Origin of the sequence: Streptomyces sp. P17 (genome assembly GCF_032436805.1) — a bacterium.
Lineage (GTDB): Bacteria > Actinomycetota > Actinomycetes > Streptomycetales > Streptomycetaceae > Streptomyces.
Genome location: NZ_JAVRBF010000007.1, coordinates 138,862 through 158,809, shown reverse-complemented (window position 1 = coordinate 158,809; position 19,948 = coordinate 138,862). Strand labels below are relative to the sequence as shown.

Below are 19,948 nucleotides of genomic sequence, written 5' to 3'. Positions count from 1 at the left end.
CCGGAAGGGACGGCACATGGCAATCGAGTCGAGCGGCGGCGATGGGGGCGTCCCCTCGGCGGGAGCCCGTACCAAGGCCCGCGCCGGGGCGCTGCGCCCGGCGGGCGGTCTGCCGGACCGGCTGGTCACGGTGTTGGCCGTGGCCGCCGGGATGGCCGTGGCCAACATCTACTACGCGCATCCGCTGCTCACCTCGATCGCCTCTGCCTTCGGCGTCGGCAGCACCGCCGCGTCGCTGGTGGTCACGGCCTCCACCGCCGGGTACACCCTGGGCCTCGCCCTCCTGGTGCCGCTCGGCGACACGGTGAACCGGCGCCGGCTGCTGGTGGCGCTGCTGCTGGTGACCGCGGTCGGGCAGGCCGCCTCGGCCGCCGCCCCCACGGTCACCGCGCTGGTCGTGCTGTCCGGTCTGATGGCGGTGACGGCGGTGGGCGCCCCGCTCCTGGTGGCGTTCGCCGCCGCCCTCGCCCGGCCCGAGCAGCGCGGCCGGGTCACCGGACGGATGCTCAGCGGGGTCCTGCTCGGCGTGCTCCTCGCCCGCACCGGCGCGGGCCTGCTGGCCCAGTGGACCGGCAGCTGGCGCTCGGTGTTCGCGGTCGCGGCAGTGGGGATGCTGGTGCTCGCGGCGCTGCTGTGGCGGCTGCTGCCCGACCTCGAACCGGCCGAACGGCTCGGCTACTTCACCCTGCTGCGCTCGGTCGCGTCGGTGGTCGCCCAGGAACCGCTGCTGAGGCTGCGCTGCCTGTACGGCTTCCTCACCTTCGCCTCCTTCAGCGTCTTCTGGACCTCGGCGGCCTTCCTGCTCGCCGAGCCGCCCTACTCGTACGGCGAAGCCCTGATCGGCGCGTTCGGGCTGCTCGGGGCGGCCGGGGCGCTGGCCGCGCGGTTCATGGGGCCGCTGGTCGACCGCGGCCGGGACCGGCTGGCCTCGACCCTGCTGTACGTCGCGAACCTGGCCGCCTGGGGGCTGCTCGCCCTCGACGGCGGCCGGCTGCTGGTGTGCCTGGTGCTCGGTGTGCTGCTGCTCGACTTCGGTGTGCAGGGCGCTCAGGTGACCAACCTCGGTGTGCTGTACCGGCTGCGCCCCGAGGTCCGCAGCCGGATCACGATGGCCTACATGACCGCCTACTTCCTGGGCGGCGCGGCGGGTTCGGCGCTCTCGGGCGCCGTGCACTCCGCCGCCGGGTGGGCCGGAGTGTGCGCGGCCGGGGGCGGCCTGGCCGCGCTCGTGCTGGTGCTGTGGGCCGTGGAACAAGCGCGCACCCCGCGGCCGTAGCGAATCCCTCCCCATACGAACCCTGGAGTTCTCGTGTCCACTCCTCCGACGGGTGCCGCACGTTCCCGTCCCCTTCTCACCCTCATCGCGGTCTGTGTCTCCTGCGGACTGCTCCCCGCCTCCCTGACCGGAACCTCCGTCGCCCTGCCCGACCTCGGCAGTGATCTGGACGCCTCGCTGGTGACCGTGCAGTGGGTCGTCAACGCCTACAACCTCACCTTCGCCAGCGTGATGCTGGTCGCGGGCTCGCTCGCCGATCTGCTCGGCCGGCGGCGGATGTTCACGCTCGGCCTCGTCGTCTTCGTGCTGTGCACGGCCGGTTCGGCGCTCGTCTCCGAGGTCGTGCTGATCGATGTGCTGCGCGGCGCCGCCGGCGTCGGCGCGGCGATGGTGCTCACCGCGGCGACGGCGCTGCTCGCCCAGGCCTACGAAGGCCCCGCGCGCGCGAAGGCGTTCGGCTTCCTCGGCTCCTCCTTCGGGCTCGGCCTCGCCCTCGGCCCCTCCCTGTCGGGGCTGCTCGTCGGGGCCTGGGGCTGGCGCTCGGTGTTCCTCGCCCATGCCGCCGTCGCCGCGGCCGTACTGCTGCTGCGCCCGGCGCTGGCCGAGTCCCGCGACCCGGAGGCCTCCGGCGTCGACTACGCCGGCGCGACCACCTTCAGCGGCGCCCTGTTCGCCTTCACCCTCGCCCTGGTCGAGGGGCCGCAACTCGGCTGGGCGCACCCGGTGGTGCTGGCGCTCGCGGTGCTGGCCGTCGCATTGATGGTGTCGTTCGTGCGGATCGAGAAGCGGCGGGCGCGGCCGATGCTGGAGCTGTCGCTGCTGCGCGAGCCCAAGTTCGCCGCGATCAGCCTGATGCCGGTGCTGCTGGCCTTCGGGTTCGTGTGCCTGCTGGTCTTCCTGCCGTCGTTCTTCATCGGCGTGAACGGCATGAGCTCCTCGCGAGCCGGTCTGACGATGCTGCTGCTCAGCGGCCCGGTGCTGGCGCTGCCCGTGATCAGCGGGGTGCTCGCCCGCAAGGTCAGCACCTCGGTGCTGCTCGGGGTCAGCCTGCTGCTGGTGGCGGGCGGCGCGGCCTGGCTGACCGTCCTCGACCAGAACTCCACGACAGCCGTGCTCGCCGGGCCGCTGCTCGTCATCGGAACCGGCGTCGGCATCTCCTTCGGTCTGCTCGACGGCGCCGCGATCGGCTCCGTGGACGCGAGCCGGGCGGGTATGGCGGCCGGGCTGTTCAACACCATGCGGCTGACCGGCGAGGCCGTCGCCATCGCCGGTATGGGCTCGGTGCTGGTCAGCCTCACGCAGCGCAATCTGCAGGGCTGGGAGGGGAGCGTCGACGACCTCGCCAACCGGGTCGTGCAGGGCGAGATCAGTGCCGCGGCGGATCAGGTGCCCGCCGAACAGCGAGCCGACTTCACGGCGTTCGTCTCCGGCGCCTACACCGACGCCCTGCACACCGTGCTGTGGCTGCTCGCCGCCGTGTGCGCGCTGGGCGCCCCGCTGATCATGCGGATGCTGCGCCCCGCCCCGGCCGGCAAGGCCGCAGCCGCCGACCGCGACACCCGGGAACCGATCACGATGGGAGAGACCTCATGAGCACATCCGACAGGAGCACCCCCGATGACAGGGCGGTGCTGGTCGTCGGCGCGGGGCCGGTGGGCCTGACCGCCGCGGCCGAACTGGCCCGCCGGGGCACCCCGGTGCGCCTGGTCGACCGGACCGAAGGGCCAAGCCCCCTGACCAAGGCGCTGATGGTGTGGCCGCGCACCCTGGAGGTGTTCCGCGGGCTCGGCGCCGCCGCCTACATCGACAAGCACGGGCTGCCCGTGCACTCCTTCCGCTACAACTCCGGCACCGACCCGATCTGCGACATCGTCTTCGGCGACCGCACCCGTCCCATGGTGATCATCCAGCCGGACGTCGAGGAACTGCTCCGCGAGGCCTTCACGGAGGCCGGCGGAAAGGTCGAGTGGCGCACCGAGCTGACCCGGCTGAGCCAGGACCCGGACGGGGTGCTGGCCACCCTGCGCGCCCCGGACGGTACCGAGACCACCGAGGAGTTCGCCTACGTCATCGGCGGCGACGGAGCGAGCAGCACCGTCCGAAAGTCGCTGGGCATCGAGTTCAAGGGCGCCACCTACCCGAACGTCTTCATCCTCGCCGACACCGAGATCGACGGGGACCTCCAGCGCGACGCCGTGCACTACTACTGCACCAAGAACGGGATCATGGTGCTGGTCCCGCTCTACAACGGCCGCTTCCGCGTCTTCACCGCGGGCCCGCCCGGTATGCGCCCCGAGGACCTCACCGAGGAGGTCCTCCAGGACTTCGTCGACAAGCGGGGCCCCGGCGGCCTGAAGCTGTACGACGTCTCCTGGCAGACCACGTTCAGCATCCACGCCCGGCACGCCGAGCGGTTCCGCGCCGGACGCGTCTTCCTCGCGGGCGACGCCGCGCACATCCACAGCCCCGCGGGCGGCCAGGGCCTGAACACCGGGGTGACCGACGCCCACAACCTCGCCTGGAAGCTGGCGCTGGTGCACCGCGGCGCGGCCGCGCCGGGGCTGCTGGACAGCTACGGCAGCGAGCGCGCCGCGGTCGCCGAGGGGGTGGTGAAGCAGGCCGAGGTGCAGACGAAGGCGTGGATGCTCGCCAAGCGCTGGCAGATCGTGCTGCGCGATGTCTCCGCCCGGCTCGCCGAACGCTCCGGCGTCTTCGACCGGTTCTACTCGCCCTGGCTGGCCGGTCTGACCAACCACTACCCGGCGGGACCCGCCGTCGACGAGGAGCAGGGCGGACGGCTGCGGCGGCCGCGCCCGCGCAACGGCCATCTGGTCGCGGACGCGGCGCTGCGCGAGTCGCTCCCCGTCGACCGCTACACGCTCCTCGTCACCGGCCCCCGCCCGCCCCGGCTGGCGGAGCTGGAGGAGACGTACCGCGATCTGGTGACGGTCCGTTCGGCGCCGGGCCGGCGGTTCTCCGCCGTCCTGGTCCGCCCGGACCACTACGTCGCCGCTCAGGACACGACCGCAGAACTCGACCGTATCCATGGCCATCTGGCCACGCTGGCCCCGGCCGGCACGCTCACCAGGGAAGGACACAGCGCATGACGCGGAACACCACAGAGGTCGTCCAGGAGTTCTTCGGCCGCTTCGGGGTGGACGATCTGCCCGGGCTGCCGGAGCTGTTCGCCGAGGAGGCGGATCTGGTGGTGGCGGGCGCCCCCGTCGTCCCGTGGACGGGGCACCTCGTCGGCCGCCATGAGGTGGAGGGCTATTTCCAGCGGTTCGTGGCCGCGGTGGACACCCAGCACTTCGATGTCGAACGCATCGCCGTGGACGGTGAGGACGCCTTCGTCCTCGGGGAGTTCACCCACAAGGTGATCTCGACCGGCAAGTCGTTCTCGGGCCCCTTCGCGATCCGGATCACGGTCCGCGACGGCCTCATCCAGCGTTATCAGACCTTCGAGGACTCCTACGCGGCGGCGATGGCCTTCGACGGCAGCTGATCGTCGTCAGCCCCTCCTTCTGGGTCACCGTCCTCGCCCGGCCGGTCCGGATCGTCCGGACCGGCCGCGGCGAAGAAGGCGTCCAGTTTGTCCCGCGTCTCCTGCACCGTCGGCATGTGCAGGACCAGCTGGACCTCGTGGTCGGCGGCGAGTTCCCATTCGTGCACGTCGAAGCTGAGCGCTCCGACGGTGTCGTGGCTGATCTCCTTGGTTCGGCTTCTGGACGGTTCCAGCACTTCGTGGCTGCCCCACAGCCGGGCGAACTCCGGGCTCCTGTCGGTGAGCTCGTCGAGGATGCGCTCGACCTCGGGGCGGCCGAAGCAGTCGGCCACGTCCGCGCGGTAGCGGGCGACCGTGCTGCGGGCGAGCGCGTCGGCGTGTGCGTAACGGCGGCGGCAGCTCTCGTCGGTGAAGAACTCCACCAGGATGTTCCCGCCGGGTCCCCCGAAGCCCAGGAACTCCGGTACGGCCGAGTTGGCGGCCAGGATGTTCCAGGAGCGGTCCCGTACGAGCGCCGGGTTGGGAAACCAGTGGTTCACGATCTCCGCGAGACGCTCGGGGTCGGCGGGACCGCTGTCGGGCCGCTGGTCGACGTCCGGCGTCTTCAGTCCCGCCAGCCGGTGCAGGTAGATCTCCTCGGCGGGGTTGAGCCGTAGCGCTCCGCTGATCGCGCCGAGCACCGATTCCGAGACGTTGATGTCCCTTCCTTGTTCCAGCCAGGTGTACCAGGACGTGCCGACCCCGGCGAGGACGGCGACTTCCTCCCTGCGCAGTCCGGGAGTACGCCGGCGACCCGACGCGCTGAGCCCGACTTCCGCCGGGGACAGTCGCATTCGCCGGGTCCGTAGAAAGTGAGACAACTCTTCAAGTTGACGCTTTCGGCGACCTATCGTCATGAATCACGAGGCTCTACGAAGGGCAATAACCAGTCAAGCAAAAGGTTCGTCAAGGATGGCTGGAAACCGTCAGCCCCGGGCCTTCGAGTCACAGAACACCAGGTCTTGAGGGAGCTTCGAGAAACCTTTGAGTCTACTGTGTGGCTGATTCTGGCCGCCGATAAAGGCGGATTTCACACCTCCACTTTCGGCCATGGCGGGGTTACCGCGCGTTTTTCTGATCCGCTTTTCACATACCTCGGTGCCGCTTTCCCGAATGGGCCGCGGAATGTGACGCGCCGCACTACACCGCCAGCAAAGGCGAGGCGTCCTTCCGCCACTTGAGGATCTTGTCGAAGCTCACCACGGCGCCGCCCTGCCCCGGCTTGTTGCCGATGTGGACGTGGTCCGCGAGCTCCTGGATCAGATACAGCCCCCGGCCGCTCTCGGCCTCCATGGACATCGGACGCGAGCCCCGGCCCGTACCGCCGAAGCCGGGACCGGAATCGGCGACCTCGATCCGGCAGGTCTCCCCGTCGAGGTAGGCGGTGACGCGGTAGGCCTGGGAGCCGCCGTCGAGGGCGGTGTCCCCGCCGTGCTCCACGGCGTTCGCACAGGCCTCGCTGAGCGCGATGGAGAGGTCGTAGGACACGTCCGGGTCCACGCCCGCGCTCTCCATGGTGCCGAGCAACAGCCTCCGGGCGAGCGGCACGCTCGCAGCTTCCCGCCGCAAATGGAGTGACCACCAGATGCTCATGCTCCAGCCTCCCGGCCGCGGCTCGACATACCGTTACGTATTGCCGCGAGCACCGGGGTGTAAGCACATCGTTGACGTGATACCGCCCATATGGGCGATGCGCCTGCAGCCGCCGACGGTGTATGTGAGGGCGGTTCAGGCCAGAGGGGGATCTTCCGCCCGTAGGTCGCCTTGCGGACCTGCGGTATGGGCGCCGTAAGGCCAGTGCGATGATTGGGCCGCCATGAGTGCCCCCCACCAGCGCACGGCGCGTGCCGGACGCGACGTCCGGATCCTGCGGGCCGCGGTGTTCGCCGCGGTCTGTGTCGTGCTGGCCGCGGGCGGGCACGCACTCGGCTCCTGCGCCTCGATCCCCCTGTGGACCCTGGGTGCGGGATTCCTCGTGGTCCTCGCGGTCGCCGTACCGCTCGCCGGACGCGAGCGCTCGCTCCCCGGCATCGCGGCGCTGCTCGCGCTCGGCCAGACCGCCCTGCACGCGCTGTTCGGCCTCGCCCAGCACGGCACCGGCGCCACCACGACCGCCACCGCCTCCGACGCCTCGCACGTCGCCCAGGCCGCGCGGCTCGTGTGCGGGACCACGGCGTCGGCCATCAGCCCCGCCCAGGCCCACCGGATCCTCACCGAGGCCCGGCTCCGGCCGGCCTCCGCCGCCCCGCACCACCAGTCGGAGTCCGTCACCCAGTCCGCGTCGCTGCTGCCGTCCCTGCCGATGCTGCTGGCCCACCTGCTGGCGGCCGTGGCCGCGGGCTGGCTGCTGCGCCGCGGTGACCTGGCCCTCGGGCGACTCGTCGCACTGTCGGTCTCCGTCGCCGAAGGCGCGCTCGTACGGTCGCTGCGCGCGGCCCTCGCCCTGGTCCGCGTCGGGCTGCCGCGCATGCCCGAGCTCGGCCCTCGCCTGCCGCGCACCGCTCAGCTCGCACCGCCCCGGCTCCACGCCATCGCGCTCCAGCACTCGGTGATCCGCCGCGGCCCGCCCGCCGCCGCCCGCGCCCTCGCGCTCGCCGCCTGACGCGACCCGACCGCCGCTGGGAGTTCCACCTCGGATTCCGGTAGGGGGGCGCCCGTGCTGGCTCTCTCCGAGGCCTCGGAGGGCGGCCACCACGGCTCCGCAGCGAACGCGGAGCCCTCCGACGACGCCTCCCCGGCCGCCGCGACCACCACCGCCGACGACGCCGACTCCGACAGCGGTGACACCACCGCCCGCGTCCTGGGCGTCGTGGGCATCGTCGTCGGCGCGATCGGCGTGTCCTACGGTGTGCTCGCCGACCGTCGACGTACCAACGCCTAGTCCTGGGCACGCGCCGGGCTCTGCCGCCCGCCGCGCGCTCCGACCCTTCACCTCCGGGAAACATCGCCATGCGCACCAAGAAATTCGCGGCGGCCGCCCTGCTCGCCGCCGCCACCCTGACCCTCTCCGCCTGCAGCAGCGGTGACGACAACGCGTCTCCCGTCACCGTGGTCTCCGAGGAAACCGGCTCCGAGAAGGCCGCCATTGTCCTCGACAAGCCGTTCGAGAAGCCGGACCTGGTCCTCACCGACACCAACGGCAAGGAGTACGACCTCCGCAAGGAGACCGCGGGCAAGCCGACCCTGATCTACTTCGGCTACACCAACTGCCCCGACGTCTGCCCGCTGACGATGAACAACGTCGCCGTCGCCAAGAAGCAGCTGACCAAGGCCGAACAGGACGAGCTGCGCGTCGTGTTCGTCACCACCGACCCCGAGCGGGACACGGCGTCCGCGCTCGGCAAGTGGCTCAGGGGCATCGACTCCCAGGTCGTCGGCCTGACCGGCGACTTCGACACCATCCAGGCCGGCGCCCGCAGCGTCGGCATCACCATCGAGCCGCCGTACAAGGACAAGAACGGCAAGATGGTCTCCACCCACGGCACTCAGGTCGTCGCGTTCTCGCCGAAGACCGACGGCGGATACGTCCTGTACACCGAGGACGCCACCGTCGACGACTACACCAAGGACCTTCCCAAGCTGATCAAGGGGGAGAAGCCGTGAGGCGTCTCGTCGCGCCCGTCGCGGTGCTGACCGGAGCCCTGATCCTCGCGGGCTGCGGCTCCGAGGCCTCCAAGGCCGAACTGTCCGTCAGCGGCACCTACATGCCGCAGCCGGTCTCCGACTCCATGGCGGCCGGCTTCCTGACGGTCACCAACAAGGGTGATACGAAGGACGAGCTGACCTCGGTCACCAGCGATGTCGGCGAAGTAACCCTCCACACCGAGGTCAAAGAGGCGATGGTGCAGGTGGAGTCCCTCGATGTCCCCGCCCGCGGTCAACTCGTGTTCAAAAGCAGTGGCAACCACCTGATGTTCGAGAAGCTGAAGCGCAAGCCGAAGCAGGGCGAGATGGTGTCCGTGAAGCTGCACTTCGCCGAGTCCGGCACGGTCACGGTGAAGATGCCGGTGAAGTCGGCGACGTACAACCCGAAGACCGGCCACTGAGGGAGAGACCGCCGTGACACAGACCATCGCCCCCCGCGTCCGGACCCTGCTGCTGCTCATGCTGGCCGCCGCCGGCCTGCTCCTCGCCGGGGCCGGACCGGCCTCCGCGCATGCCACGCTGTCCGGCAGCGACCCTCAGCAGGGGGCGGTGGTCGACCAGGCCCCGGGCCGGGTCTCGCTGACCTTCTCCGAAGGCGTCGCACTCTCCGACGACTCGGTCCGCGTCCTCGCCCCGGACGGCAAGCGCGTCGACTCCGGCGAGCCGTCCAACGTGAGCGGCGCGACGGTCGCCGTACAGCTGGACAGCGGCCTGGCGGACGGCACCTACACCGTCTCCTACCAGGTCGTCTCGGACGACAGCCACCCCATCTCGGGCGGCTTCACCTTCTCCGTCGGCACCCCCTCGGCGACCTCCGTGTCCGCCTCCGGCCCGAGCGCGGGCGGCGGGGTCGTCGGCGTCCTGTACGGCCTGGGGCGCTACCTCTCCTACGCGGGCTTCGTCGTCATGGTCGGCGGCGCCGCCTTCGTCCTCGCCTGCTGGCAGCGCGGGTCCGGGGTGCGGGCCGTGCAGCGGCTCGTCGTCTCCGGCTGGCTCACGCTCACCGCGGCCACCCTGGCGCTGCTGCTCATGCGCGGCTCCTACACCGGCTCCGGCAAGGTCGGCGACTTCTTCGACCTGAACCTGCTCGCAGACGTCCTCGAAACGAAGACCGGCGCGGCCCTCGTCTCCCGGCTCCTGCTGGTGGCCGCGGCGGCGCTGTTCATCGCGGTGCTCTTCGGCGCCTATGACAAGCGTGAGGACCAGGAGAAGCGGGACCTCACCTTCGGGCTCACGATCGGCGGGACCGTCGTGGCGGCCGGGCTCGCGGCGAGCTGGGCCATGTCGGAGCACGCCTCCGCCGGCCTCCAGCCCGGGATCGCGATGCCGGTCGCCGTGGTCCATCTGCTCGCCGTCGCCGCCTGGCTCGGCGGGCTCACCGCCCTGCTCCTCGCCCTGTACCGCTCGCCCGGGACCTCGGTGGACACAACGGCCGTACGCCGGTTCTCGGCGCTCGCGTTCGGCAGCGTGGTCACGCTCGTGGTGACCGGGATCTACCAGTCCTGGCGTCAGCTCGGCTCCTGGTCGGCGTTCACCGAGACCCGCTACGGGCAGCTGCTGCTCATCAAGATCGGCCTGGTGGCGCTGCTCGTCGGCGTCGCCTGGATCTCGCGGCGGTGGACGGCGCGGCTGACGGACACGGTGGCGGCGAAGCCTCAGAAGCAGACCGTCGCGGCGACCGCCTCCGGCGACTCCAAGCGGGGCGCGTCCGGTGGTCCCAAGCGGGCCGCCCAACTCGCCCGGCAGCAGGCCGCCATGGACACCGCCCGGCAGAAGCGGCTGCGGGACGCCGACCCGATCCGCTTCGGACTGCGCCGCTCGGTGCTCGCCGAGGCGGGCGTCGCGATCGTGCTGCTGGCGGTCACCACCGCCCTGACCTCCACCGAACCGGGCCGTACGGCACAGGACGCCGCCAAGGCCGCTGCATCCTCGTCGTCCCCCTCCTCGTCCACCGACGCCTCCGGGGCGCTGACCCTGGACATATCCTTCGACACCGGCGGCGAGGACGGCAAGGGCGTCGTCCGGATCGAACTCGACCCCGCGAGCGTGGGCGCCAACGAGATGCACGTCTACGTCCAGCGGCCCAACGGACGGGCCTTCGACATCCCCGAGGTGAAGGTCGCCTTCACCCTCGAATCCCAGGACATCGGGCCGCTGCCCGTGGTCCCGGACCGCATCGCGACCGGCCACTGGTCGGCGAAGGGAGTGCAGCTCCCCATGGCCGGCGACTGGAAGATCACCGTGACCGTGCGGACCTCCGACATCGACCAGACGACCGTCTCCAAGAACGCGCAGATCGGCTGAACACCATGGCTGACCAGTCCATCCCGGAGGCCCGCACTCCGCTCGCCGAGGGGCCGGCTTCCTCCCCGGCGTCACCGCAGGCTCTTTCGCGACGGAAGCTGCTCGGCACCGCCGGTGCCACCGGGCTCGTGCTCGGCGCGGCGGGCGGGGCCGTGGGCTATGCCGCCGCGCCCTCGCAGGCGACCCCGCTCACCTCGCTGGGCGCGGACGAGGTGATGTTTCACGGGAAACACCAGCCCGGCATCCTCCAGGGCCTCCAGGCCCGCGGCCATGTCCTCGCCTTCGACCTGGCGGCGGGCGCGGGCCGCAAGGAGGCCGCCGCGCTGCTGCGCCGCTGGTCCGAGACGGCACGGCGGCTGATGGCGGGCGAGGCCGCTTCTTCCAAGGACACCGATGTGGCCCGCGACGCCGGGCCCTCCTCGCTGACGGTCACCTTCGGCTTCGGGCACAGCTTCTTCGCCCGCACCGGCCTGGAGAAGCAGCGCCCGGTCGCACTGGACCCGCTGCCCGACTTCTCCTCCGACCACCTGGACAAGTCCCGCAGCAACGGCGACCTGTGGGTGCAGATCGGCGCCAACGACGCGCTGGTCGCCTTCCACGCCCTGCGCGCGATCCAGAAGAACGCCGGGAGCGCGGCCCGCGTCCGCTGGCAGATGAACGGCTTCAACCGCTCGCCGGGCGCCACCGCCCACCCCATGACGGCCCGCAATCTCATGGGCCAGATCGACGGCACCCGCAACCCGAAGCCGGCCGAGCCCGACTTCGGCCGGCGGGTCTTCGTGCCCACCTCCGGAGAGCCCGCCTGGATGGCGAACGGCTCCTACGCCGTCGTACGCCGGATCCGGATGCTCCTCGACGACTGGGAGCGCCTCTCGGGCAAGGAGCAGGAGGACGTCATCGGGCGCCGCAAGGCGGACGGGGCGCCGCTCTCCGGGGGCACCGAGACCACCGAGATGGACCTGGAGAAGACGGACGCACAGGGCAACCTGGTCGTCCCGATCAACGCCCACGCCCGCATCACCCGGCCCGACCAGAACGGCGGGGCCGCGATGCTGCGACGGCCCTTCTCCTACCACGACGGCATCGACGCGGACGGGACCCCGGACGCGGGACTGCTGTTCATCTGCTGGCAGGCCGATCCGCTGCGCGGCTTCGTGACCGTCCAGCGCAAGCTCGACCGCGGCGACGCACTGTCGGCGTTCATCCGCCACGAGGCGAGCGGCCTGTACGCGGTACCGGGCGGGGCGGCCGAGGGAGAGTACGTCGGTCAGGCCCTGCTGGAGGGGTGAGATCTGGCATGTTCACCCGGTCGTGAGACACGTACGCCGGGCTTCCTCCGAGGCCATTAGGGTGAGGTCATGCCAGCGAGCTATGCGTATCTCGGTCCCGAGGGCACCTTCACCGAAGCCGCCCTGCGCACGCTTCCCGAGGCGGCCACGCGGGAGCTCGTCCCGTATGTGTCCGTGCAGTCCGCGCTCGACGCGGTGCGTGCCGGTGAGGCCGAGGCCGCCTTCGTGCCGATCGAGAACTCCGTCGAGGGCGGGATCACCACCACCCTCGACGAACTGGTCGCGGGCGCCCCGCTGATGATCTACCGCGAGGTGCTGCTGTCGATCACCTTCGCGCTGCTGGTCCGGCCGGGCACCAAGCTCTCCGACATCAAGACGGTCTCCGCGCACCCGGCCGCCCAGCCGCAGGTCCGCAACTGGCTGAAGAAGAACCTCCCGGACGCGCACTGGGAATCGGCCGCCTCGAACGCGGACGCCGCCCGCCTGGTCCAGGAGGGGCAGTACGACGCGGCCTTCGCGGGCGAGTTCGCCGCCGCCCTGTACGGCCTCGATGTCCTGGAGAGCGGGATCCACGACGCGGAGAACGCCCAGACCCGGTTCGTCCTGGTGGGCCGCCCGGCCCGGCCCGCGGCGCCGACCGGCGCGGACAAGACCTCCGTCGTGCTGTGGCAGCGCGACGACCACCCCGGCGGGCTGCGCGATCTGCTGGGCGAGTTCGCGACGAGGGGCATCAACCTGATGCTGCTCCAGTCCCGGCCCACCGGCGCCGGCATCGGCAACTACTGCTTCTGCATCGACGCGGAGGGCCATATCTCCGACCGGCGGGTGGCGGAGGCTCTGATGGGGCTGAAGCGGATCTGCCTGGAGGTGCGCTTCCTCGGGTCGTACCCGCGCGCGGATGTGGGCGTGGAGGAGGTGAGCGCGCCGCGGCCCGGGACCTCCGACGAGGCGTTCATGTCGGCCTCGGACTGGGTGGCGCGGTGCCAGGACGGGCGGTTCTGAGCGCTGGTCGTACCAGCGGTTCATCGTTGTCCACAGGAGTTATCCACAGGTCGGCCTCTCGACCTGGGGACAAGTCGACACCGCAACATGCCTCAGTCGACAAATCGCCCTACAGCACCCTCACTCGTCCACCGGCGCGCAGTTCACCCTTCGTCCACTCGTTTCCTGCGGGCAATCCTTTGGGGCGACGCATTTCCACTCGAACGTGGGCGTAAAGGAGGATTGCCCTGGGAATCCTCGGAGTCGGCCGCGCTATTCGGAGTGATCAATTCCGGCATCCACAGATCTTCCACACAGCCTGTGGATAACTCTTGGAGGGGTGTGGACACCTGTGGATGACGCGGCCCCAAGTCCCGTTCCCCACAAGGAAATCCAGTCAACACCGCGCCCGTCGCATGCCCCGTCCCAGGGACTGAGACACCTTTTATTGACACGGGGTGCAATTCCGTAATAACGGAACGTAAGCCACAGTTCGGGGCGCCCCGGAAAAGCGAGTCGTGAGTGGTGACTCGGCCCCGGTAGCCTTGAGCGCGTGATTGACCTTCGCCTGCTCCGTGAGGACCCCGACCGTGTGCGCGCGTCCCAGCGCGCCCGTGGAGAGGACGTCGCGCTCGTCGACGCTCTCCTGTCTGCCGACGAGCGGCGCAGGTCGTCCGGCGTCCGCTTCGACGAGCTGCGCTCCGAGCAGAAGTCGCTCGGCAAGCTGATCCCCAAGGCCACTCCGGAGGAGCGGGCCGAGCTCCTGCGGAAGGCGGAGCAGCTCAAGACGGACGTCAAGGCCGCCGAGGCCGCGCAGAACGAGGCCGACGACGAGACCAAGCGCCTCGCCCTCCAGCTCGGCAACCTCGTGCACCCGGACGTGCCGGTGGGCGGCGAGGAGGACTTCGTCGTCCTGGAGACGCACGGCACCATCCGTGACTTCGGCGCCGAGGGCTTCGAGCCCAAGGACCATCTGGAGCTCGGCGAGGCGCTGGGCGCCATCGACGTCGAGCGCGGCGCCAAGGTGTCGGGCTCGCGCTTCTACTACCTCACGGGCGTCGGCGCGCTGCTGGAGCTGGCCCTCGTCAACGCCGCGATCGCCCAGGCCACCGAGGCCGGCTTCACCCCGATGCTGACTCCGGCGCTGGTCCGCCCGCGCGCCATGGAGGGCACCGGCTTCCTCGGCCAGGCCTCGGAGAACGTGTACCACCTGGAGAAGGACGACTACTACCTGGTCGGCACCTCCGAGGTCCCGCTCGCCGCGTACCACATGGACGAGATCATCGACGCCGACCAGCTGCCGCTGCGGTACGCGGGCTTCTCGCCGTGCTTCCGCCGCGAGGCCGGCACCTACGGCAAGGACACCCGCGGCATCTTCCGCGTCCACCAGTTCGACAAGGTCGAGATGTTCTCCTACGTCGCTCCCGAGGACGCGGAGAACGAGCACAAGCGGCTCCTGGACTGGGAGAAGCAGTGGCTCACCGGCCTGGAGCTGCCCTTCCAGGTCATCGACGTCGCCTCGGGCGACCTGGGCGCCTCCGCCTCCCGCAAGTACGACTGCGAGGCGTGGATCCCGACCCAGGGCAAGTACCGCGAGCTGACCTCGGCCTCCAACTGCGACGGCTTCCAGGCGCGCCGCCTGTCCGTGCGGATGCGGGACGGCAAGAAGGTGCAGCCGCTGGCGACCCTCAACGGCACGCTGTGCGCGGTGCCGCGGACGATCGTGGCGATCCTGGAGAACCACCAGCTGGCCGACGGTTCGGTGCGGGTGCCGGAGGTGCTGCGGCCGTACCTGGGGGGCCGGGAGCTGCTGGAGCCGGTCGCCAAGTGAGTTTCGCCTATCGGCTGATCGCGACCGACCTCGACGGCACGCTCCTGCGCTCCGACGACTCGGTCTCCGGGCGCACCCGTGACGCGCTCGCCGCGGCCACCGCGGCGGGCGCCGCCCACATCGTCGTGACGGGACGCGCGGTCCCCTGGACCCGGCACATCCTCGACGACCTCGGCTATCAGGGCCTCGCGGTCTGCGGGCAGGGTGCGCAGGTGTACGACGCCGGTGAGCGCCGTCTGCTGACCTCGGTGACGCTCGACCGGCAACTGGCCGGGGTGGCGCTCGCGAAGATCGAGGCGGAGGTCGGCCCGCTCTTCCTGGCGGCGAGCCGGGACGGGCTGGAGGGGGAGGTGCTGGTCGGGCCGGGGTATGCGGTCACGGGCTCGCTGCCGTCGACGCCGTTCACGGACGCGTCGGATCTGTGGTCGGCCCCGCTGAACAAGATCTACATACAGCACCCTGAGCTGTCGGACGACGAGCTCGCGGACGCCGCGAGGCGCGCCGCGGGCGGGTTCGTGACGGTCGCGATGGCGGGCGCGGGGATTGTGGAGCTGTTGCCGCTCGGGCTGTCGAAGGCGACGGGGCTGTCCATCGCGGCCCGCCGCCTGGGCCTGAAGGCAGCGGACACGATCGCCTTCGGCGACATGCCGAACGACCTGCCGATGTTCGCGTGGGCGTCGTACGGCGTGGCGATGGCGGGCGCGCATGAGGAGCTCAAGGCGGTGGCGGACGAGGTCACGTCCTCGAACGACGAGGACGGGATCGCTGTTGTCCTGGAGCGTCTGCTCGGCTGAGGTTGTGGGGTGACTGTCGGCCGTCTGTGGCTGGTCGCGCGGTTCCCCACGCCCCTTGGGTAGTTCCAGTTGCCGTGTCTTGCGGAGGATGCACGGATCGAACGTGCGCGGGCGTCAACCCGACCGCGGCTTAGCAAGCCGGTGCCTTACCTCTCGGCCAATCCTCCGGGTGGGCGGCCTCACGCGAAGTGGGATTCGCGTGCTCGAAGCGGCCGCCCCGGGCAGCTCCCCGATGCGGAGCGGACTCGACGGTGGGGTAACTACACCGGAGTCCGCCGCGGGCTGCCCTGCGGGGAACTCGACGGACTGTCGTGCATGGACATCGTCGCGCTCCTCCCCAGTTGGTGGCGCCGACGGGATCCGGCGTCCTGGACATCAACCATCCTGCCCGCCCCCGGAGTTGGCCGCCACCGAATAAACCGCCTCAGCGCCGACGCCACCTGCGACGGCGCCCTTGCTGAAGAACCAGCCCGCCGGGGCCCGGGCGGACGGCTCGGAGGACCCGGCGGAGCGTACGAACTCCTCGTCCAGGACGAGGTCGTCCCAGGCGTTGTCGTGGGGTTCGTCCACCGTCCCGGCCCTCCTGGCCGTGCATCCCCGTTTCGCCCCAGTGTGACCGGACCGGGTTGAAGTCCCCGTCGACAAGCGGGCCGTCTACTCCTCGCCCGCCAGCGTCAGCGAGCGCAGCTTCTGGCCCGCGTAGCAGGTGGCGAGGACGGTCACCGCGACCAGCAGCACCGTCGCCGTGGTGATGCCCACGTCCGATGTGACGAGGTCCCCGCCGGTCACCTCATGGGCCACCGCCAGCGACCACTGCTGGACGCTCAGCGTGCGCGCGCCCTCCACCAGGGAGCCGAACAGGGCCTCCCAGACCAGGGCGTAGACGAGGCCGAAGACGACCGCGTGCCGGGAGACCGTGCCGAGCAGCAGGAAGAGCGCCGCGTAGGCGATGGAGGCGACCAGCGCGGCCACCGTGTAGGCCACGGCGATCTGCTGGCCGTTGCCGTTGAGGATGAAGCCGGAGATCAGGGTCGGCACCGCGGAGAACACCATCGTCACCGCGATGGCCACGATCAGCTTGGTGAAGATGATCGTCGGGCGCTTGATGGGCTTGGACAGCAGGTAGACCACGGAGCCGTCGTCGATCTCCGGGCCGATCGCCCCGGTGCCCGCGATGACGCCGATGATCGGCACCATGGTGGCGAGCGCGATTCCGCCGAGCAGGTCGGAGGCCGTCTGGTCGTCGGCGCCGGCGAGGGCACGGACGATCACCGAGATCACGATCAGCAGCAGCGGCAGGGCGCCGAGGATGAGGGCCCGGCGCCGGCCGAGCAGGGCCCGGTAGGTGAGTCGGGCGACTGTGGGATCGTACATCTTGGGCCTCCTACGCCGCGACCAGATACGAGAACACGGATTCGAGGGACTCGTCGGACGGCGAGACCGTGTGCAGCCGGATGCCGTGGTCCCTCGCCACACGAGGCAACAGCGCCGTGAAGCGGGCGAAGTCGACGGCCTGGATGCGCAACGCGCCCTCCGCCAGGTCGACTTCGATGCCGGACGTCGACGGGTCGGCGATGAGCGCGGCCGCGAGGGTGCGGTCGTCGCTGGAGCGCACCAGGTAGCGGTGCGGCCGGTCGGTCATCAGGCGGCGGATCTTGCGGAAGTCACCGCTGGCCGCGTGCCGGCCCGCGACGACGACCTCGATGTGCCAGGCGAGTTGCTCGACCTCTTCGAGGATGTGGGACGAGAAGAGGACCGTGCGGCCCTCGTCGCCCATCTTCCGCAGGAGGTCCATCAGCTGCATGCGCTGGCGCGGGTCCATGCCGTTGAAGGGCTCGTCGAGCAGGAGCAGCGAGGGGTTGTGGACCAGCGCGCTCGCCATCTTCACGCGCTGGCGCATGCCCTTGGAGTACGTCTGGATCTTGCGGTCCTGGGCGTACTCCATCTCGACCGTGGCCAGCGCCTTCTGGGCGGCCTTGGCGCCCAGGCCGTGCAACTCGGCGTTGGCGACGACGAATTCGCGTCCCGTGAGGAAGTCGTACATCGCCTCGCGCTCGGGGACGATGCCGATGTGCTTGTAGATGTTCTCGTTGCGCCACACCTGCTGGCCGTCGAGCGTGACGGTGCCGGTGGAGGGGGCCAGGAAGCCGCCCATCATGTTGATGAGGGTGGACTTTCCGGCGCCGTTGGGGCCGAGCAGGCCCGTGACACCGGGGCCGATGGTCATGGTGATGTCGTTGACGGCGACCACGTTGCCGAACCAGCGCGATACGTGGTCGATGTTGAGCGTGGTCACAGTCCGACCTTTCGGTAGCGGCGCATCAGCAGGCCGTAGCAGGCGGCGATCAGGCCGAGGGTGACGAGGACGTAGACCACGCCCTCCCCGTTCGTCGGGCCGACCCCTCCGGGGAACGCCGAGGTCGCGCCGAGGAACGCGGACTGCACTCCGTCGATGAGCGTGACCGGCGAGAAGAGGCCGATCCAGGCGATGGATCCGGTGCTGTCCTGCACCTCGGCGATGGCCTGAAGGGTGGAGACCGCGCCGTAGGAGATGGTCAGTACGGCGATCACGGCGGCGATGCCGAAGCCGCGGCGCGGGGTGACCGAGGCGATGACCAGGCCGAGGCCGGCGAAGAGCAGCGAGAGCAGTGCCACCGAGACGAGTCCCTGTGCGAATCCCTTGGTCTGGTCGGTGAAGTCGAGCTTGGCCAGCAGCGCGCCCACATACAGGACGAGCAGCGGGGCGGCGGTCAGGACGAACAACGCCGAGGCCAGCGCCGCGAACTTGGCGCGTACGTAGTCCGCGGTCTCGATCGGCCGCGAGAAGTACAGCGGCACGGTCTTGAAGCGCAGGTCGCGGGAGACGGACTGGGGCGCCTGGGAGGCGACGTACAGGCTGATGACCGCCTGCATGACGATGGCGTAGCGGGTGTAGTCGACCGGCAGGTCGTTGGCCTTCGTCGCGACGGCGACGGCGACCATGATGGCCGCGGGCACGCACATCACCACGAAGAGCAGCATCGGCAGCACCTTGGACTTCACCGAGCGGCCGAGGCCGTAGGCGCCGCGCAGGGACTGCGAGTAGAGGGAGCGGGTGGCGTAGGTACGGCCGAGGCGGGGACCGTCGTAGTTGCGGTAGCCGATGTCGTGGATGCGGGTCTGGTCACCCGCAACGGGCTGGTCAAGAGCCATGGACGGCCGCCTCCTTCCGCTGCTGGTCGCTGTCGGTGAAGACCTCCGCGATGTGGTGCCGGCGCTGCTCCATGCGCACCAGGCCGAGGCCGAGGTCCGCGATCACGTCCCGGACCAGGTCGTACGTCTCCTCGCCCCGCGCCGTCAGCAGCAGGATGTGCCCGGCGCCCGGCAGGCCGCTGCCGGCCTCGACGGTGACCCCGCGCGCGTGGAGCGCCTCGCGCACCGCTTTGGTGCCGTCGGGGTGTTCGTCGGTGTCGGTGACCTCGATCGCGAGGGTGGTCGTGGTCTGGGTGAAGTCCGTGGTGGAGCTGGAGCGCAGGAGCTTGCCGCCGTCGATGACGACGACGTGGTCGCAGGTCCGCTCCAGCTCGCCCAGCAGATGGGAGGTGACCAGCACCGAGATGCCGAAGTCGGTGTGGATCCGGCGGATCAGGCCGAGCATCTCGTCGCGGCCGACCGGGTCGAGACCGTTGGTCGGCTCGTCGAGGAAGACCAGGTCGGGGTCGTGGACCAGGGCCTGCGCCAGCTTGACGCGCTGCTTCATGCCGGTGGAGTAGCCGCCGATGGGGCGGTAGCGCTCCTCGTACAGGCCGACATGGCGCAGCGTGTCCGCGGTGCGCTCGCGCGCGGCGGTCGGCGGCAGCCCTGACATGCGCGCCATATGGACGACGAACTCGGTGGCCGAGACGTCCGGCGGCAGACAGTCGTGCTCGGGCATGTAGCCGACGCGCTCACGGATGGCGGCGCCCTTGGTGGCGACGTCGAGGCCGAGCACTTCGGCGCGGCCCTCCGTGGCGGGGGACAGACCCAGCAGGATCTTGATCAGTGTGGACTTGCCGGCTCCATTGGCTCCGACGAGTCCGGTCACACCGGGCCCGACGTCCACGGAGAGCCGGTCAAGCGCGGTCACCCGGGGGAACCGCTTGCTCAGGCTTTCGGTCGCGATCACAGTCACGACAATGACGGTAGTGACACGGAACACGCCGGTCGTCAGACCGTAGAGCCGTCTTGGGGTCCCTCTGGAGTCGTACGGGTCCTTAGGGGTCACCCTGAGGTCGAACAACGGGAGCCTCGGTAGAGCCGTCGGCA

The 19,948-nt window shown here is 70.6% G+C and carries 19 protein-coding genes, 1 tRNA gene and 1 pseudogene; 13 read left to right on the top strand and 8 right to left on the bottom strand.

Annotated features, from left to right (window positions below):
- Nucleotides 1-16: 16 nt before the first annotated feature.
- The 4 genes from RMT89_RS06740 to RMT89_RS06725 are packed head-to-tail and all read left to right on the top strand — an operon-like array spanning nucleotide 17 to nucleotide 4,781.
- Entirely contained in the window at nucleotides 17-1,276 is a 1,260-nt protein-coding gene (locus RMT89_RS06740) for an MFS transporter (RefSeq protein ID WP_315882990.1), read from the top strand.
- A 33-nt stretch (nucleotides 1,277-1,309) separates the two neighbouring features.
- On the top strand, nucleotides 1,310-2,869 hold the full coding sequence (locus tag RMT89_RS06735) for an MFS transporter (protein ID WP_315882989.1): 1,560 nt from the start codon (nucleotides 1,310-1,312) through the stop codon (nucleotides 2,867-2,869).
- Complete coding sequence (locus tag RMT89_RS06730) at nucleotides 2,866-4,383, top strand: FAD-dependent monooxygenase (protein WP_315882988.1); 1,518 nt, start codon at nucleotides 2,866-2,868, stop codon at nucleotides 4,381-4,383. The genes RMT89_RS06735 and RMT89_RS06730 overlap by 4 nt, the downstream gene beginning before the upstream one ends.
- Nucleotides 4,380-4,781: a nuclear transport factor 2 family protein gene (locus RMT89_RS06725; RefSeq protein WP_315882987.1), complete on the top strand. Its 402-nt coding sequence runs from the start codon at nucleotides 4,380-4,382 to the stop codon at nucleotides 4,779-4,781. Before RMT89_RS06730 ends, RMT89_RS06725 begins: the two co-directional genes overlap by 4 nt.
- Here RMT89_RS06725 and RMT89_RS06720 read toward each other — a convergent pair.
- Both RMT89_RS06720 and RMT89_RS06715 read right to left on the bottom strand, forming a co-directional pair.
- Nucleotides 4,748-5,677 carry a helix-turn-helix transcriptional regulator gene (locus RMT89_RS06720; RefSeq protein ID WP_315882986.1) on the bottom strand — a complete coding sequence of 310 codons (930 nt, stop codon included), beginning with the start codon at nucleotides 5,675-5,677 and terminating at the stop codon, nucleotides 4,748-4,750. The two genes, RMT89_RS06725 and RMT89_RS06720, sit on opposite strands and share 34 nt — an antisense overlap.
- 283 nt (nucleotides 5,678-5,960) lie before the next feature.
- Nucleotides 5,961-6,413, bottom strand: a complete 453-nt coding sequence (locus tag RMT89_RS06715) for an ATP-binding protein (protein WP_315882985.1) — start codon at nucleotides 6,411-6,413, stop codon at nucleotides 5,961-5,963.
- Nucleotides 6,414-6,636: 223 nt separating this feature from the next.
- Between RMT89_RS06715 and RMT89_RS06710 the strand changes: the two genes are divergently transcribed.
- From RMT89_RS06710 to RMT89_RS06670, 9 genes and pseudogenes are all read left to right on the top strand, one after another.
- On the top strand, nucleotides 6,637-7,422 hold the full coding sequence (locus RMT89_RS06710) for a hypothetical protein (protein WP_315882984.1): 786 nt from the start codon (nucleotides 6,637-6,639) through the stop codon (nucleotides 7,420-7,422).
- Between the two features lie 48 nt (nucleotides 7,423-7,470).
- Nucleotides 7,471-7,701 (top strand): annotated as a pseudogene (locus tag RMT89_RS06705) (hypothetical protein); the annotation flags it as partial.
- 68 nt (nucleotides 7,702-7,769) lie between these two features.
- Complete coding sequence (locus RMT89_RS06700; RefSeq protein WP_315882983.1) at nucleotides 7,770-8,423, top strand: SCO family protein; 654 nt, start codon at nucleotides 7,770-7,772, stop codon at nucleotides 8,421-8,423.
- Nucleotides 8,420-8,866 carry a copper chaperone PCu(A)C gene (locus RMT89_RS06695; RefSeq protein WP_315882982.1) on the top strand — a complete coding sequence of 149 codons (447 nt, stop codon included), beginning with the start codon at nucleotides 8,420-8,422 and terminating at the stop codon, nucleotides 8,864-8,866. The genes RMT89_RS06700 and RMT89_RS06695 overlap by 4 nt, the downstream gene beginning before the upstream one ends.
- Nucleotides 8,867-8,879: 13 nt before the next feature.
- Nucleotides 8,880-10,769 carry a copper resistance protein CopC gene (locus RMT89_RS06690; protein WP_315882981.1) on the top strand — a complete coding sequence of 630 codons (1,890 nt, stop codon included), beginning with the start codon at nucleotides 8,880-8,882 and terminating at the stop codon, nucleotides 10,767-10,769.
- Nucleotides 10,770-10,774: 5 nt separating this feature from the next.
- Entirely contained in the window at nucleotides 10,775-12,058 is a 1,284-nt protein-coding gene (efeB, locus tag RMT89_RS06685) for an iron uptake transporter deferrochelatase/peroxidase subunit (RefSeq protein ID WP_315882980.1), read from the top strand.
- A gap of 69 nt (nucleotides 12,059-12,127) precedes the next feature.
- Nucleotides 12,128-13,060, top strand: coding sequence for a prephenate dehydratase (gene pheA, locus RMT89_RS06680; protein ID WP_315882979.1), 933 nt, complete (start codon nucleotides 12,128-12,130; stop codon nucleotides 13,058-13,060).
- A gap of 532 nt (nucleotides 13,061-13,592) precedes the next feature.
- Nucleotides 13,593-14,870: a serine--tRNA ligase gene (gene serS, locus RMT89_RS06675; protein WP_315882978.1), complete on the top strand. Its 1,278-nt coding sequence runs from the start codon at nucleotides 13,593-13,595 to the stop codon at nucleotides 14,868-14,870.
- Nucleotides 14,867-15,664 carry an HAD family hydrolase gene (locus RMT89_RS06670; RefSeq protein ID WP_315882977.1) on the top strand — a complete coding sequence of 266 codons (798 nt, stop codon included), beginning with the start codon at nucleotides 14,867-14,869 and terminating at the stop codon, nucleotides 15,662-15,664. The genes serS and RMT89_RS06670 overlap by 4 nt, the downstream gene beginning before the upstream one ends.
- An 82-nt stretch (nucleotides 15,665-15,746) precedes the next feature.
- Here the strand turns inward: RMT89_RS06670 and RMT89_RS06665 are convergent.
- The 6 genes from RMT89_RS06665 to RMT89_RS06640 form a co-directional block, all read right to left on the bottom strand.
- Nucleotides 15,747-15,831, bottom strand: a tRNA-Ser gene (locus tag RMT89_RS06665).
- Nucleotides 15,832-16,039: 208 nt separating this feature from the next.
- A complete protein-coding gene (locus RMT89_RS06660; RefSeq protein WP_315883008.1) occupies nucleotides 16,040-16,234 on the bottom strand; it encodes a hypothetical protein in 195 nt (64 codons plus the stop codon).
- An 84-nt stretch (nucleotides 16,235-16,318) separates the two neighbouring features.
- Nucleotides 16,319-17,038: an ABC transporter permease gene (locus tag RMT89_RS06655; RefSeq protein ID WP_315882976.1), complete on the bottom strand. Its 720-nt coding sequence runs from the start codon at nucleotides 17,036-17,038 to the stop codon at nucleotides 16,319-16,321.
- A gap of 10 nt (nucleotides 17,039-17,048) precedes the next feature.
- On the bottom strand, nucleotides 17,049-17,960 hold the full coding sequence (locus RMT89_RS06650; RefSeq protein WP_315882975.1) for an ABC transporter ATP-binding protein: 912 nt from the start codon (nucleotides 17,958-17,960) through the stop codon (nucleotides 17,049-17,051).
- On the bottom strand, nucleotides 17,957-18,856 hold the full coding sequence (locus RMT89_RS06645; RefSeq protein ID WP_315882974.1) for an ABC transporter permease: 900 nt from the start codon (nucleotides 18,854-18,856) through the stop codon (nucleotides 17,957-17,959). Before RMT89_RS06645 ends, RMT89_RS06650 begins: the two co-directional genes overlap by 4 nt.
- Nucleotides 18,846-19,808, bottom strand: coding sequence for an ABC transporter ATP-binding protein (locus tag RMT89_RS06640; RefSeq protein WP_315883006.1), 963 nt, complete (start codon nucleotides 19,806-19,808; stop codon nucleotides 18,846-18,848). Before RMT89_RS06640 ends, RMT89_RS06645 begins: the two co-directional genes overlap by 11 nt.
- Nucleotides 19,809-19,948: the final 140 nt, after the last annotated feature.